Genomic DNA, 13924 nt, shown 5'->3' with positions numbered 1-13924 from the left:
GAGGATATCATGGGTAAAACGACAGGTTTTATGGATTACCAGCGCAAGACCAGCGCCGAACTGGAACCCCTTGCGCGGCTGGAGCATTTCAATGAATTCCACGTCTGGCTGCCCCGGGAGGAGCAGCAGACCCAGGCGGCCCGCTGCATGGACTGCGGCGTGCCCTTTTGCCAGGCAGGCATGACCATCGGCGGGGCGGCCTCGGGCTGCCCGCTCAACAATCTCATCCCCGAGTGGAACGAGCTGGTCTACCGGGGCAAATGGGAGCTGGCCCTCCGCCGCCTGCTGGCCACCAACCGCTTCCCCGAGTTCACCAGCCGGGTCTGCCCCGCCCTGTGCGAGGCCGCCTGCACCTGCGGGGACGTCACCGGCAGCGCCGTCTCGGTGCGGGAGAACGAACACGCCATCATCGAGCGGGGCTATGCCAAGGGCTGGATGCCGGCCTGCCCGCCTCCCACCCGCACCGGCAAGAGCGTGGCGGTCATCGGCTCGGGCCCTGCGGGGCTCTCGGTGGCCGAATACCTCAACAAGCGGGGGCATACCGTCACCATTTACGAGCGGGAGGACCGCCCTGGCGGCCTTCTGATGTACGGCATCCCCAACATGAAGCTGGATAAAGCGGTCGTCGAGCGCCGGGTCCGGATCATGCAGGAGGAGGGAGTGGAGTTCCTCACCGGCATGGACGTGGGCCGCACGGTGGACGCCGCCGAGGTACTGGCTCACTACGACGCGGTGGTGCTGTGCTGCGGGGCCAAAAAGCCCCGGGATCTGGACGTTCCGGGCCGCGATGCCGCCGGGGTCTTTTTCGCGGTGGACTATCTGACCAGCGTCACCCGCAGCCTGCTGGATTCGGACCTGGCCGACGGCCGGGCCATCTCCGCCGCGGGCAAAAACGTACTGGTGATCGGCGGCGGCGACACCGGCAACGACTGCCAGGGCACCGCGCTGCGCCAGGGCTGCACCGACCTGCTGGCCCTTGAGATGATGCCCGAGCCGCCCGCCCAGCGCACCCCTTCCAACCCCTGGCCCGAATGGCCCCGGGTGCGCAAGGTGGACTACGGCCAGGTGGAGTGCATCGCCCGCTTTGGCAAAGACCCACGGGCCTACCAGACCACCGTCAAGGAATTTTTGAAGGACGAGGCCGGCCAGCTGACCGGCGCGGTGGTGGCCCGACTGGAGCCCCGGCAGGACCCTGACACCGGACGCACCGTCATGGTCCCCACCGGGGAGGAGTTCACCTATCCCTGCCAGCTGGCCCTGATCGCGGCGGGCTTTGTGGGGTGCGAGGACTATGTAGCCCAGGCTTTCGGAGTGGAACGGAACGCCCGGGGCTGTGCCGCCGACCATCGCTTCCAAACCAACGTGGACCGGGTATTCACCTGCGGCGATATGCGCCGGGGCCAGAGCCTGGTGGTGTGGGGCCTGCGGGAAGGCAGGGACTGTGCCGCCCAGGTGGACCAGTACCTGATGGGCTACACCAACCTCTAATTTTTCTTACGCCATTCTCTTTCCTATCCTAAACACAGAAACGGGAGCCCCGTTGCAAGGGCTCCCGTTTCTGTTTGGATCGTTTTTTGTTCCGGCTCACTCCGCCGGGGTCTGTTCCGGATCGCCGTCCTGGCTCTCTCCCTGGCCGGCGGGGTCTGCCGTCTCGGGGGTGGTGGTGATCTGCACGTCCCGGTCGGCGGCGATATACACTACGATGGTGCTGCCGGCCTCCACCATGGTGCCCGGCTCCACGCTGCAGGCCACCACGCAGCCCGAGGCATAGGAGCCGTCGTTCACCACCATGAAGCAGCTGGGCACCAGTCCCCGGCTCTCCAGCTCATGGATGGCGCCCTCCTGGGTAAAGCCGATGGTATTGGGCATTTCCACCATCTGGGGTCCCTTGCTGATCACCAGCCGGATGGTGGGGTTCTCCCCCTCGGTGATGGCGGTTCCTGCGGCGGGCTCCTGGGTCAGCACGGTGCCCACGGGGGCGCTGTCGCTGTACTCCTCGGTGACATAGAACAGGTAGATGCCCGCATACTGGCGGTTGGTCTGGATCTGGGAATAGGTCATCCCCACAAAATCCGGCACATAGTTGACGGTGACGGCGCTGGGGGCGCTGGACGCCTGGGAGGAAGCAGGGGGTTCCTCCGGCTGTCCCACCCGGCCCAGCAGGCCCCACAGGGTCAGCAGGGTCAGCACCGCCAGCAGGATCAGGATGCCGGTGAGGATAGCGGTCAGGCTCAGGGCGGGCTTTTTCTCCCGCTGCAGCCGGCGGCCCGCCGCATGGAGGGTGCGCGCCTCCTCCTCGGCGGCCTGGGGCGAGGAAAGGGCCCGTCCCAGCTGGGGCACCGTCTGGATCCGCCTCGCGGGCTCCAGCTGAAGGCCCAGGTCCAGCGCCTCGGACACATAGGCGGGCACCGCCGGGTTGACGGTGCGGGCCCCCAGGTTGGAGTCGGTCACCAGCCGCTGGGCCGCCGGCACAGGGCTCTGGCCGCAGACCATCCGGTAGAACACCGCCGAAAGGCTGTACACATCGGTGTACCGCCCCTCAAACTCCACCGCCGAATACTGCTCGGGGGCGGAGTAGCCCTCGTACAGCTGGCCGTGGAGGCCGCTGCCCGCGGTCCGCAGGCCGATGGTGGCGTAGCCGGTCAGCCGGGCCCGGCCGTTGTCCAGCACCCGGATGTTTTCCGGGCAGATGCCCCGGTGCACCAGCCCCACCTGGTGCATGGCCGCCACCCCGTTGAACACCGGCTGCAGCATGGCGCAGGCGGCCTCGGGAGGGACGTTCTTTTTCTGCTTGTCCAGCCACTGGTCCAGAGGGATGCCGCCGGGGTTTTCCAGCACCGCATAGACGGTGTTGTTGGCCTCCACCACATCCAGCACCGCTTCCAGGCCGGTGGCGGGGGTGATCCGCTGGATCGAGCGGTACAGGTCCGCAAAATCCATCCGGGTGGTCTTGAGCAGCACTTCGCTGCCGGGCTTGGGGCGCAGCTGCCAGTCGCTGCCCCGCTCCGCCGACAGGGTGATGGGAAAATATTCCTTGATGGTCACCCGGAAGCGGCCCCGGTTCTCCACACCCCGGTAGAGGATACCCTCCCCGTCCAGGCTCAGCATCTCCCCCACGGTATACCGTCCCGCCAGCAGGGTGCCCACCGGCAGGGCTCCGGCCGGGTTGCGCCCCTCAAAACTGCGCTTGCAGTGGGGACAGCCGGCCGCTCCCTCCTCCAGCTCGGCCCGGCAGTACGGGCAAAGGATCTTGTGCGCGTCGTCCATCGTTCATCCCCCTTCCATGGGACCTTCCAAAAGCAGAAAGAGCCGGGCCAAAGCCACGGCCCGGCTCCCTGTTTTGCTTTTTTGGCGCCGGGCGTTATTCCGGCAGGTCTTCCTCGTTCTCCAGGCTGTGCCAGACGTTCTGCACATCGTCGTCCTCCTCCAGCGCATCCAGCAGCTTGCCCATCTGCTTGAGCTGGTCGGGGTCGGTCAGGCGGGTGGTGGTCATGGGCACCATGGCCAGGTCGGCCGAGATGAACTCATAGCCCTTGGCCTCCAGCGCATTGCACACCGCCGAGAAGCTGTCGGGATCGGTGGTGATCTCGGCGGCATCCTCCCCGGCGTCAAAGTCCTCGGCGCCGGCGTCCAGAGCATCCATCATGGCCTCGTCGGCGTCCTTGTCCTCCAGAGAGATGTCGATGACGCCCTTCTGGGTGAACATAAAGCCCACACAGCCCAGTGTGCCCAGGTTGCCGCCGTTTTTATCAAAATAGTGGCGCAGGTCTGCGGCGGTGCGGTTGCGGTTGTCGGTCAGGGTCTCCACCATGACGGCCACGCCGCCGGGACCGTAGCCCTCGTAGTTGATGGCCTCGTACTCGGTCTTGTCGCCGCCCTCGGCCTTCTTGATGATCCGCTGGATGTTGTCGTTGGGCACGTTCATCCGCTTGGCCTTGCTGATCAGGTCGGCCAGCTTGCCGTTGGAGGCCGGGTCAGGGCCGCCGTTCCGGACCGCGACGCTGATCTCGCGGCCGATCTTGGTAAAGACCTTGGCCCTTGCGCCGTCGGTCTTTTCCTTCTTGCGCTTGATGTTGTTCCATTTGCTATGTCCTGACATGGGGTAAGCCTCCTAGCGATTTAAAACATCTACATGGTACAAAATGTCATGTTGCAGTGTCTTATCTATTTTAGCACAACTGGGCTGTGTCTTCAAGAGAAAATTGGCTCAGCCCAGCAGCCGCAGGGCTTTGGGGTAGTGGTTCTTCACCCTGCCCCCCGACGCCTTGCCGCCCCCCAGGGGGCAGCCGTCCACCGTGACGCAGCACCAGCCCTCCCGGGCTGTGCCGGCCGGGATCTCCTGGCCGGACAGGTAGGCTGCGCAGCGGGGGTCCGCCCTGTCCAGGGCCTCGATGTTGGCGCAAAACGCCCCAAAGGCGGTGAACAGGTGATGCCCCGGCACAAACCTTCCCTTGTGCACCTCGCCCGCCAGCACCCCGGCCCGCAGGATGTGCAGCCCCAGGGGCGGGCAGGCGGGAGGCAGAAGCACATTCTCCCCCAGTGCCACGGCGGGCCGGCCCGCCAGGGCGGGGAACGTCTCCTGTGCAAAGGCGCGCCATGCCTCCAGTACCTGGGCAGGCGCGGCGGCCTCGGCCCCCCTGCGGCCCCGGGCGGGCCGGGCAGGCTTTTTCTTTTCGGCGGCGGGACGCTGCATCCGCGCCAGCCAGAGGGATTCCTGGGCGGCGCGGTCGATGTCGGGCGGGGGCCCCGCCTTGACCAGACGCGCCATAAAATGTCCCTCGCCCCCCTGGCAGGGCCAGATCCGGCGGACCAGCGACACATCCAGCGGCAAGCCGCCGGTGCGGTTGGCCTCGCCGGGACTGCCAAAGGGCGCGAAAGCCCGCTCCATCACGTCGGCCAGGGCAAATTCCGGATGCCGCGCCAGAAAGGCCGCCACCTGGCCCTCATCCTCCTGCGGGGCAAAGGTACAGGTGGAGTAAAGGATCTCTCCGCCGGGGGCCAGGGCCTCCGCGGCGCTGTCCAGGATGGACGCTCCCAGGGCCGCGCACTGGGCCACCAGGGCCTCCGAATGCTGGGCCAGGGCGGCAGGCTCCTTGCGGAACATCCCCTCCCCCGAGCAGGGCGCATCCACCAGGATGCGGTCAAAAAAGGCGGGCAGGGCGGCGGCGATCCGCTCGGGGCTCTCGTTGAGCACCACAGCGTTGGATACCCCCATCCGCTCGAGGTTGCTTTTCAGGATCTCGGCCCGGGCCGCCACATACTCGTTGGCCACCAGCAGCCCCTGCCCCGCCAGAGCGGACGCCAGCTGGCTGGTCTTGCCGCCGGGCGCGGCGCACAGGTCCAGCACCCGCATCCCCGGCCGCACCCCCAGCAAGGGGGCCGCCGCCGAGGCCGAGGGTTCCTGGGAGTAGAACACCCCCGCATGGTGCCAGGGATGGCGCCCCGGCTTAAAGCCCGGTTCGGTCACCACAAAGCCCGCGGCGCAGAAAGGGGACGCCTCCAGTCCAAAGCCCGCCCCGGCCCGGAAAGCCTCGGGGCTCATCCGCAGCGCCGAGACGGTCACGCCCCGGGCAGGCTCTGCGCCCGGCGGAGCGTACAGCCGGTCATAGCGTTCTCCCAGCAGGGCCCGCTCCCTAGCTTCAAAATATTCTGTTGGCACAGGATACCACCTTTTCACTGTCAAAAGTCTTTGAATATTGCCGCCCCTTTCGGCCAAACTATCACCAGCGGGGGCAAAAGCCCCTGCAGGCAAGCGACCTCATCCCGATCCAACATCCGAAAGGAGCAATCACACCATGGAAAATCGCAGCAACAACTGCAAGACCCAGTCCGGCAGCCAGAACAACACCCGCACGGCCGGCAACAGCCGCACCATCAACGCCGCATCCAACGAGCACAAGCATCCCAACCAGTACACCAAGGGCGCAGATGACGAGGGCGCGAAGAACGCCAAGAGCACCAAGACCAGCAGCAAAAACTGCCGCTGACCCGTCCCCCAAAGAGGGCGAAACGTTCTTTTCCTTCCTCTGATCCTGCAAAGCTGAGAGCGGCCAGGCCGGATATGTGCAGACGCATACATCCGGCCTGGCCTGCTTTTTTGTCATTCTGCGGGGTCGTAGCCGGCCCACATGGCCTCGAACAGCTGGCCGATGCGGGCAGTATCCCCCCGCAGGTACAGCCAGCCCAACAGGCACTCAAAGCCGGTGGAGGCGCGGTATTCCTCGGGGGTGGCGTGCTTGGAAACGGCGGTGCGGCTGGCGTTGCGCCCCCGCTTGAATACGTCCATCTCCTCGGTGGTGAACAGCGGCTCCAGCAGCTGCTCCTCCCGGAACTGGGCCCGGGCGGACACATACTTGACCTTTTCGGCGTTCAGGCGGCCGGGGGCCATCCGGTGGTATTCCACCAGGCGCTGGCGCACCAGCAGCTCCAGCACGCTGTCCCCCACAAAGGCCAGAGCCAGGGGGCTGATCTCCCGCAGGTCGATCTTTTGGGCGGGCATCTTTTCCATACTGCGCCCTCCTTAGAAGATATAGTCGAACTGGTAATCGCCGATGAGGATGGTATCTTCCTCCTCCACGCCCTTTTCCACCAGGGCGTCCAGGATGCCGCTCTCACCCAGCTGCCGCTGGAAGAACTGCAGGCTCTCGTAGTCGTCCACGTTGCTGCCGGCCAGGATGCGCTCCAGCCAGGGAGCGTCGATGGACCAGCGGTGGGCCTCCAGCCGGGTGATGGTGAAGGACCGGCCGTCGGCTTTGGCCTCCGGCTTTTTGTATTCGGGCGCGAACACCGGCACCGGGGGGATGTCCTTCAGCCGGTTGTACACCAGGCCGGGCAGGGCCTTGACTCCCTGCATGGTGGCCGCCGAGATGGGCACAAAGGTCAGGCCCTTGGCCTCAACATACTGGCGGAAGGCGTCGATCTGTTCCTGGGTGGCCAGATCGCACTTGTTGCCCACCACGATCTGGGGCCGGGCCGCCAGCGCCGGGCTGAAGCGGGCCAGCTCCTGGTTGATCTTTTCAAAGTCATCGGCGGGGTCGCGGCACTCGCTGCCCGACACATCCACCACATGGAGCAGCAGGCGGCAGCGCTCCACGTGGCGCAGAAAGTCGTGGCCCAGGCCCACGCCCTCGCTGGCGCCCTCGATCAGGCCGGGGATGTCGGCGCAGACAAAGCTGGCCCCCTCCCCCACCGACACCACACCCAGGGTGGGCACCAGGGTGGTAAAATGGTAGTTGGCGATCTTGGGCCGGGCCGCGCTGATGGTGGAGATCAGGGTCGATTTGCCCACATTGGGGAAGCCGATCAGGCCCACGTCGGCGATCAATTTCAGTTCCAGCGTCACCTGCAGCTCCTCGCCGGGCAGGCCGGGCTTGGCAAACTTGGGCACCTGGCGGGTGGGGGTGGCAAAATGCGCGTTGCCAAAGCCGCCCCGGCCCCCCTTGGCCACCACCACCGGCTGGTGGTCGGACAGGTCCGCAATGACAAGGCCGCTGGCTGCGTCCTTGATGACGGTGCCCATGGGCACCTTGATGACCAGGTCGGGGGCGTTGGCGCCATGGCAGTTGCTGCCGCGGCCATTGCCGCCCGCCTGGGCCACATATTTGCGCTTGTAGCGGAAATCCATCAGGGTGGAAAGGTTGTCATCCACCACAAAGAGGATGTCGCCGCCCCGGCCGCCGTCGCCGCCGTCCGGGCCGCCCGCCGCCACAAACTTTTCCCGGTGGAAGCTGACCGCCCCGTCGCCGCCCTTGCCCGCGTGGAGCCAGATGGTGGCGATATCAATAAAATTCGTCTGTACTGCCATAGTTTTCTCCTTTTCTCTGCATGGGCAGGGATGTGGGGACACAAGCAAAAGAGCCGGGCCACGAAACCTGGTCCGGCTCTTTGATCTGCAGTTTCTCAGGCCCGCGCGAAGTTACTGCTTGACGCTGCACTTCTTGCCGGTCTTGCCCACCCGCTCAAAACGGACGGTGCCGTCCACCAGAGCGAACAGGGTGTCATCGCTGCCCTTGCCAACGTTCTCACCCGGATGGATGTGAGTGCCACGCTGACGGACCAGGATGTTGCCAGCCAGGACCTTCTGCCCATCGGCACGCTTCACGCCCAGACGCTGGGCCATGGAGTCGCGGCCGTTCTTGGTGCTGCCTACGCCTTTCTTGTGTGCCATTGTAAACTTCCTCCTTAGCCGTTGATCGCAGTGATCTCAACCTTGGTGTAGGGCTGACGATGGCCCATACGGCGAGCACTGTGCTTCTTGGGACGATAGGTGATGATGTTCAGCTTCTTGCCCTTGCCATTCTTGATGACCTTGGCAGAAACGCTGGCGCCCTCCACGACGGGAGCGCCCACCTTGACCGAGCCCTCCTCGCCCACAGCGAGGACCTGATCAAACTTCACTTCGGAGTCAGCTTCAGCGTCCAGCTTCTCGATGTAGACGATGTCGCCCTGCTCCACGCGGTACTGCTTACCGCCGGTAACGATGATTGCGTACATATTTTTCATCCTTTTCTCTGTACTCGCTGGCCGTCAAGGCAGGCCCGCATCGGGGCCGTTTCAGGCGCCCACGCCAAGCGGCTGATATAGTATACCAAAAAACCGGCCGGAATGCAAGAGGAAGTTCCAATTTTTTCTGTTTCTTTTTACCGCCCGACGTCGGTTTTTCAGACCGCTGCCGGCGGTGTTGCACCGCCGGGGCCGGCGTGCCGTCCGGACCAGCTGACAGACTGACCTTTGCCCTCTAACCCGCCCTTGACTTTCCATTCTTTCTATGTATACTTGTATTACAGGTATCATCCATGTGATAATGAACCACCGGGACACCCACACCGACCCCACCTGTATGCACGCCAGATTGGCTAAACTTCTGAAAGAGGAGTACCTCGACAAAGGCAAACTGGGCGTCATCGCGGGGGAAGGCTTTTATAAGTATTCGTGATATCCACGGCCTCCTCAAATAAAAGTATCCCTCACCCTGCAAAAGGCCCCGCAGACCGCGTCCTTCGACGCCGCCTGCGGGGCCTTGTTTGTTGTGTGCTCGAACGGGCCGGGCCTTATGCGTGGACGATCAGGCTCTTGCCGCTCATCTCTTTGGGCTGGGGAATGCCCATCAGCTCGAACATGGTGGGCACCAGGTCGCTCAGCACGCCGCCTTCCCGCAGCTGGAAGTCATTGCCTGCGCCGATGACCACGCAGGGCACGGGGTTGGTGGTGTGGGCGGTGAAGGGGGTGCCGTCCTCGTTCTTCATCTTGTCGGCGTTGCCGTGGTCGGCGGTCAGGATCACCTTGCCGCCTGCGGCCAGCACTGCGTCGATCACCTTGCCGGCACACTGGTCCACAGCCTCCACAGCCTTGACGGCGGCATCAAAGACGCCGGTGTGGCCCACCATGTCGCAGTTGGCAAAGTTCAGGATGATCACGTCATACTTGCCGCTCTCGATCCGCTTGACGCACTCCTCTGCCACCTCGGGGGCGCTCATCTCAGGCTTGAGGTCGTAGGTGGCCACCTTGGGGCTGGGGATGACGCAGCGGTCCTCGCCCTCAAAGGGCTCCTCGCGGCCGCCGTTGAAGAAGAAGGTGACATGGGCGTACTTCTCGGTCTCGGCAATGCGCAGCTGGGTCATGCCCAGGTTTGCGATATACTCGCCCATGACGTTTTTGAGGTCCACGGGAGGATAGGCCACCTCGCAGTTGGGCATGGTGGCATCGTACTCGGTCATGCAGACGTAGTTGACGTGGAAGCGGCCGTACCGGCGCTCGAACCCGTCAAAGTCATCGTCCACAAAGATGCGGGTCATCTCGCGGGCGCGGTCGGGGCGGAAGTTGATGAACACCACCGTATCGCCCTCGGCTACGCGGCCGCCCTCGCAGGTGACGCAGGGCACCACGAACTCGTCGGTGACGCCGTTGGCGTAGCTGCGCTGGATGCATTCCTTCCAGTCGGCAGCGTGGTCGCCCTCGCCGTAGACAAAGGCGGCATAGGCCTTCTCCTCACGGTCCCAGTTTTTGTCGCGGTCCATGGCGTAATAGCGGCCGCTGACCGACGCGATGGTGCCGATGCCCAGCGCATCCAGCTTGTTCTGGACGCTCTGCAGGAAGTGCTCGCCGTCGTGGGGGTCGGTGTCACGGCCGTCCATGATGGCGTGGACGTACACGTCCTTGGCCCCCAGGGCCTTGGCCATATCCAGCAGGCCGAACAGGTGGTCCTCGTGGCTGTGGACGCCGCCGGTGCCCATCAGGCCCATAAAGTGGATGGCCTTGCCATGGTCGATGGCGGCCTTCATGTTGCGCACCAGCACCTCATTTTTCTGCATCTCGCCGTCCTGGATGGACTTGGTGATCAGGGTCAGCTGCTGGTAGACGATGCGGCCCGCGCCGATGTTGGTGTGGCCGACTTCCGAGTTGCCCATCTGGCCGTCGGGCAGGCCCACGCTCATGCCCGATGCGCCAATGGTGACGTGGGGGCAGGTCGCGAACAGATGGTCGATATAGGGGGTCTTGGCGGCGACGATGGCGTTGCCATACGTCTGGTCCGGCACCCAGCCGAAGCCGTCAAGGATGCACAGCATCATGGGTTTCTTTGCCATATGATTTTTAACTCCTTGGTTTATTTGGTGCAGCCAAAGGCCGTTCTCAGCCCTTGGAAGCGGCGTTGACGATCACCGCAAAGTCGGCTGCCTTGAGGGAGGCACCGCCGATCAGGCCGCCGTCCACGTCCTTCTTGCCCACCAGCTCCTCGCAGTTCTTGGCGTTCATGCTGCCGCCGTACTGGACGGTGGTGGCCTCGGCCACTTCCTCGCCGTACAGCTCGCCGATCACCTTGCGGATCTGGGCGCACACTTCCTGGGCCTGGTCGGCCGTGGCGGTCTTGCCGGTGCCGATGGCCCACACAGGCTCATAGGCGATGATGACGTTGGCCATCTGCTGGGCGGTGACGTCCCGCAGGGCGATCTTGGTCTGCATCCGGACCAGCTCCTCGGTCACGCCCTCTTCCCGCTGCTGCAGGCTCTCGCCCACGCAGATGATGGTCTTGAGGCCGGCGTTCAGAGCAGCCAGAGCACGCTTGTTGACGGTCTGGTCGGTCTCGGCAAAATACTGGCGGCGCTCCGAGTGGCCCACGATGACGTACTCCACGCCCAGGTCCACCAGCATATCGGCGCTGATCTCGCCGGTGTAGGCGCCCGACTTCTCAAAGTGGACGTTCTCGGCGCCCACATGGATGTTGGTGCCCTTGGTCTTGGCCACGGCGGTGACCAGGTCGGTGTAGGGGGTGCAGATGACCACTTCGCAGGATGCGTCCTTGACGGCGGGGATCAGCTCGTCGATGAGGGCGGCAGCCTCGGTGGCGGTCTTGTTCATCTTCCAGTTGCCGGCAATAACGGCCTTGCGCTTTGCTTTATCCATCTTGATCTCTCCTTATCTTTTCCCTGGCAGGTCCTCGCAACCTGCTGCAAACAAAAGGGCGCGGCGGCGCATCGCCGCCGCACCCATCACATACGGTTGTGAAAAAGCGACTGTCCTTATGCGTTCTGGATGACCGCGATGCCGGGCAGCTCCTTGCCCTCCAGGTACTCCAGAGAAGCGCCGCCGCCGGTGGAGATGTGGGTCATCTTGTCGCCCAGGCCCATCTGCTGCACCGCTGCAGCGCTGTCGCCGCCGCCGATGACGGTGGTGGCATCGCTCTCAGCCATAGCCTTGGCCACAGCCAGGGTGCCGGCAGCCAGGGTGGGGTTCTCGAACACGCCCATGGGGCCGTTCCAGACCACGGTCTTGGACGCCTTGACCGCGTCGGCAAACAGCTTCATGGTCTCGGGGCCGATGTCGCAGCCCTCCATGTCGGCGGGCATCTTGTCGATGGGATAGACAACGGTCTCGACCGGAGCGTCGATGGGATCGGGGAAGTCCTTGACGCAGGCAGTATCCACGGGCAGCAGCAGCTTGACGCCCTTGGCCTTGGCCTTCTCCATCATTTCCTTGCAGTAGTCGATCTTGCTGTCATCGCACAGGCTCTTGCCGATCTCGTAGCCCTGAGCCTTGATGAAGGTATAGGCCATGCCGCCGCCGATGATCAGGGTATCCACCTTCTCCAGCAGGTTGGAGATGACGTTCAGCTTGTCGGCCACCTTGGCGCCGCCCAGGATGGCGGTAAAGGGACGGACGGGATCGTTGACCGCGTTGCCCAGGTAACGGATCTCCTTCTCCATCAGGTAGCCCACAGCGGTATCCTTGATGTAGTCGGTGACGCCGGCGGTGGAGCAGTGTGCGCGATGGCAGCTGCCAAAGGCGTCGTCCACATAGGCGTCGGCCAGGCTGGCCAGATCCTCCGAGAATGCGGGCACGTTCTTGGTCTCTTCCTTGCGGAAGCGGGTGTTCTGCAGCAGCACCACGTCGCCGTTGTTCATGGCAGCCACAGCGGCCTTGGCGTTGTCGCCCACCACGTTGTCATCGTCGGCAAAGACAACGTCCTTGCCCAGCTTTGCGCTCAGGGCCTTGGCCACAGGCGCCAGGCTGAACTTGGCCTCGGGGCCGTTCTTGGGCTTGCCCAGGTGGCTGCACAGGATCACCTTTGCGCCGTCGTTGATCAGCTTCTGGATGGTGGGCAGGGCCGCGTTGATGCGGTTCTCGTTGGTGATGACACCATCTTTCATCGGGACGTTGAAGTCGCAGCGGACAAGCACCTTCTTGCCGCAGTAATTCTCGTCGTCGATCGTCTTCTTACCTAAACCCATTGTTCTAAACTCCTCTCAAATCTTATTTTGCCTGAAGTGAGTTTTGTCATCATCGGGTCTCCCCGTGGATACCTCTATTATATACAATTCAAAGGCGCAAAGCAAGAAGTTCTTTGCCCGCCCCCTGCCAAACATTCCCCTGCCGGCCGGGCAAAAGTATCCAGACTGTCAAAAAAGCGCCGCCGCCCCGGCTTTTGGGCCGGCGGGTCTTGCCAGCGGCCGCCCTGCGGGGCTATAATGGAGACAGCGCCACACAAAGGAGGTTACATGATGCAAAAACCCGTTTTGGTCGTGCTGGCTGCCGGCATGGGCAGCCGCTACGGCGGCATGAAACAGCTGGACCCGGTGGGCCCCGCCGGGCAGCTGATCATCGATTATTCCATCTACGACGCCCGGCGCGCCGGCTTTGAGAAGGTCATCTTCATCATCCGCAAAGAAAACGAAGCCGACTTCCGCGCCGCCATCGGGGACCGGCTGTCCCACCTGATGGAGGTGGGCTACGCTTTCCAGGCCCTGGAGGACCTGCCCGCCCCCTATACCGTCCCGGCCGGGCGGACCAAGCCCTTCGGCACCGGACAGGCGGTGCTCAGCGCCCGCAGCCTGATCGAAGGTCCCTTTGCGGTCATCAACTCGGATGACTACTACGGGCCCCAGGCCTTCCAGGCCGTCTACGATCACCTGTCCACCCACACCGACGGCGCCCGCTACCAGTACTGCATGGTGGGCTACCAGCTGCAAAACACCGTCACCGAAAACGGCAGCGTCTCCCGGGGGGTGTGCCAGGTGGGCCCCGACGGTATGCTGCAAAGCGTCACCGAGCGCACCAGGATCGTCCAGCGGGACGGCCTGATCCAGTACGCCGACGGGGACAGCTGGGTCACCCTGCCCGGCTCCACCACCGTCAGCATGGGGCTGTGGGGGCTGGGGGCCAGCTTCCTGGCCGAGGCCGAGGCCCGCTTCTCCCGCTTCCTGGCCGAAGAACTGCCCCAAAACCCCCTCAAATGCGAATACTTCCTGCCCTCCGTCATCTCCCAGCTGATCGCGGAGGACAAGGCCCAGCTCAAGGTACTGCACAGCGCCGACAAGTGGTACGGCGTCACCTACCGGGAAGATAAGCCCGGAGTGGTGGCCGCCCTGGCCGCCCTCACCCGGCAGGGCCTCTACCCTGCCCAATTCTGACCCAAAAACGCAAACCCCAT

At 64.2% G+C, this 13924-nt stretch carries 14 protein-coding genes; 4 read left to right on the top strand and 10 right to left on the bottom strand.

Features of this window, described 5'->3' with window-relative positions; all coding sequences use genetic code 11:
- Positions 1-9: 9 nt before the first annotated feature.
- Positions 10-1488, top strand: coding sequence for a glutamate synthase subunit beta (locus tag B5E66_RS00165; protein ID WP_087227970.1), 1479 nt, complete (start codon positions 10-12; stop codon positions 1486-1488).
- A gap of 96 nt (positions 1489-1584) precedes the next feature.
- Here the strand turns inward: B5E66_RS00165 and B5E66_RS00160 are convergent, their stop codons facing one another.
- The 3 genes from B5E66_RS00160 to B5E66_RS00150 all read right to left on the bottom strand — a co-directional run bounded on the left by B5E66_RS00160 (position 1585) and on the right by B5E66_RS00150 (position 5659).
- Positions 1585-3267: a PASTA domain-containing protein gene (locus tag B5E66_RS00160; RefSeq protein ID WP_087227969.1), complete on the bottom strand. Its 1683-nt coding sequence runs from the start codon at positions 3265-3267 to the stop codon at positions 1585-1587.
- A 94-nt stretch (positions 3268-3361) separates the two neighbouring features.
- Positions 3362-4099: a YebC/PmpR family DNA-binding transcriptional regulator gene (locus tag B5E66_RS00155; RefSeq protein ID WP_087227968.1), complete on the bottom strand. Its 738-nt coding sequence runs from the start codon at positions 4097-4099 to the stop codon at positions 3362-3364.
- 108 nt (positions 4100-4207) lie between these two features.
- Positions 4208-5659, bottom strand: coding sequence for an RsmB/NOP family class I SAM-dependent RNA methyltransferase (locus tag B5E66_RS00150; RefSeq protein ID WP_087227967.1), 1452 nt, complete (start codon positions 5657-5659; stop codon positions 4208-4210).
- A 136-nt stretch (positions 5660-5795) separates the two neighbouring features.
- Here B5E66_RS00150 and B5E66_RS00145 point away from each other — a divergent pair, with 136 nt between their 5' ends.
- On the top strand, positions 5796-5987 hold the full coding sequence (locus tag B5E66_RS00145; RefSeq protein ID WP_087227966.1) for a hypothetical protein: 192 nt from the start codon (positions 5796-5798) through the stop codon (positions 5985-5987).
- Positions 5988-6100: 113 nt separating this feature from the next.
- Here B5E66_RS00145 and B5E66_RS00140 read toward each other — a convergent pair whose 3' ends face one another.
- The 4 genes from B5E66_RS00140 to rplU all read right to left on the bottom strand — a co-directional run bounded on the left by B5E66_RS00140 (position 6101) and on the right by rplU (position 8493).
- On the bottom strand, positions 6101-6508 hold the full coding sequence (locus B5E66_RS00140) for a Mini-ribonuclease 3 (RefSeq protein ID WP_242958046.1): 408 nt from the start codon (positions 6506-6508) through the stop codon (positions 6101-6103).
- 12 nt (positions 6509-6520) lie between these two features.
- Positions 6521-7804, bottom strand: coding sequence for a GTPase ObgE (gene obgE / locus B5E66_RS00135; protein ID WP_087227965.1), 1284 nt, complete (start codon positions 7802-7804; stop codon positions 6521-6523).
- Between the two features lie 111 nt (positions 7805-7915).
- Positions 7916-8167 (bottom strand): 50S ribosomal protein L27, encoded by a 252-nt coding sequence (rpmA, locus tag B5E66_RS00130; RefSeq protein WP_087227964.1) that lies wholly within the window; start codon positions 8165-8167, stop codon positions 7916-7918.
- A gap of 14 nt (positions 8168-8181) precedes the next feature.
- On the bottom strand, positions 8182-8493 hold the full coding sequence (rplU, locus tag B5E66_RS00125) for a 50S ribosomal protein L21 (protein WP_164474852.1): 312 nt from the start codon (positions 8491-8493) through the stop codon (positions 8182-8184).
- A 304-nt stretch (positions 8494-8797) separates the two neighbouring features.
- Between rplU and B5E66_RS13035 the strand changes: the two genes are divergently transcribed.
- On the top strand, positions 8798-8935 hold the full coding sequence (locus B5E66_RS13035; protein ID WP_158098285.1) for a hypothetical protein: 138 nt from the start codon (positions 8798-8800) through the stop codon (positions 8933-8935).
- A 115-nt stretch (positions 8936-9050) separates the two neighbouring features.
- On the opposite strand, the gene gpmI is transcribed toward B5E66_RS13035, so the two are convergent.
- The 3 genes from gpmI to B5E66_RS00110 all read right to left on the bottom strand — a co-directional run bounded on the left by gpmI (position 9051) and on the right by B5E66_RS00110 (position 12725).
- Entirely contained in the window at positions 9051-10583 is a 1533-nt protein-coding gene (gene gpmI / locus B5E66_RS00120) for a 2,3-bisphosphoglycerate-independent phosphoglycerate mutase (RefSeq protein ID WP_087227962.1), read from the bottom strand.
- Positions 10584-10629: 46 nt separating this feature from the next.
- Positions 10630-11400, bottom strand: a complete 771-nt coding sequence (tpiA, locus tag B5E66_RS00115) for a triose-phosphate isomerase (protein WP_087227961.1) — start codon at positions 11398-11400, stop codon at positions 10630-10632.
- A 116-nt stretch (positions 11401-11516) separates the two neighbouring features.
- Entirely contained in the window at positions 11517-12725 is a 1209-nt protein-coding gene (locus B5E66_RS00110) for a phosphoglycerate kinase (protein ID WP_087227960.1), read from the bottom strand.
- Positions 12726-12995: 270 nt separating this feature from the next.
- On the opposite strand from B5E66_RS00110, the gene B5E66_RS00105 reads away from it, so the two are divergent.
- Positions 12996-13904, top strand: coding sequence for a nucleotidyltransferase family protein (locus B5E66_RS00105; RefSeq protein WP_087227959.1), 909 nt, complete (start codon positions 12996-12998; stop codon positions 13902-13904).
- Positions 13905-13924: the final 20 nt, after the last annotated feature.

Source organism: Faecalibacterium sp. An121 (assembly GCF_002160915.1).
GTDB classification, from domain to species: Bacteria; Bacillota; Clostridia; order Oscillospirales; family Ruminococcaceae; genus Faecalibacterium; species Faecalibacterium avium.
The sequence above is the reverse complement of the archived record's forward strand: the minus strand, read 5'-3'. Positions and strand labels throughout refer to the sequence as shown.

What these genes read in the sequence shown, in the direction of transcription:
- B5E66_RS00140 (WP_242958046.1), bottom strand. Translation starts at nt 6,508, where the DNA reads ATGGAAAAGATGCCCGCCCAAAAGATCGACCTGCGGGAGATCAGCCCC.
- B5E66_RS00155 (WP_087227968.1), bottom strand. Translation starts at nt 4,099, where the DNA reads ATGTCAGGACATAGCAAATGGAACAACATCAAGCGCAAGAAGGAAAAG.
- gpmI (WP_087227962.1), bottom strand. Translation starts at nt 10,583, where the DNA reads ATGGCAAAGAAACCCATGATGCTGTGCATCCTTGACGGCTTCGGCTGG.
- B5E66_RS00160 (WP_087227969.1), bottom strand. Translation starts at nt 3,267, where the DNA reads ATGGACGACGCGCACAAGATCCTTTGCCCGTACTGCCGGGCCGAGCTG.
- B5E66_RS00105 (WP_087227959.1), top strand. Translation starts at nt 12,996, where the DNA reads ATGCAAAAACCCGTTTTGGTCGTGCTGGCTGCCGGCATGGGCAGCCGC.
- obgE (WP_087227965.1), bottom strand. Translation starts at nt 7,804, where the DNA reads ATGGCAGTACAGACGAATTTTATTGATATCGCCACCATCTGGCTCCAC.
- rpmA (WP_087227964.1), bottom strand. Translation starts at nt 8,167, where the DNA reads ATGGCACACAAGAAAGGCGTAGGCAGCACCAAGAACGGCCGCGACTCC.
- tpiA (WP_087227961.1), bottom strand. Translation starts at nt 11,400, where the DNA reads ATGGATAAAGCAAAGCGCAAGGCCGTTATTGCCGGCAACTGGAAGATG.
- rplU (WP_164474852.1), bottom strand. Translation starts at nt 8,493, where the DNA reads ATGTACGCAATCATCGTTACCGGCGGTAAGCAGTACCGCGTGGAGCAG.
- B5E66_RS00165 (WP_087227970.1), top strand. Translation starts at nt 10, where the DNA reads ATGGGTAAAACGACAGGTTTTATGGATTACCAGCGCAAGACCAGCGCC.
- B5E66_RS00110 (WP_087227960.1), bottom strand. Translation starts at nt 12,725, where the DNA reads ATGGGTTTAGGTAAGAAGACGATCGACGACGAGAATTACTGCGGCAAG.
- B5E66_RS00145 (WP_087227966.1), top strand. Translation starts at nt 5,796, where the DNA reads ATGGAAAATCGCAGCAACAACTGCAAGACCCAGTCCGGCAGCCAGAAC.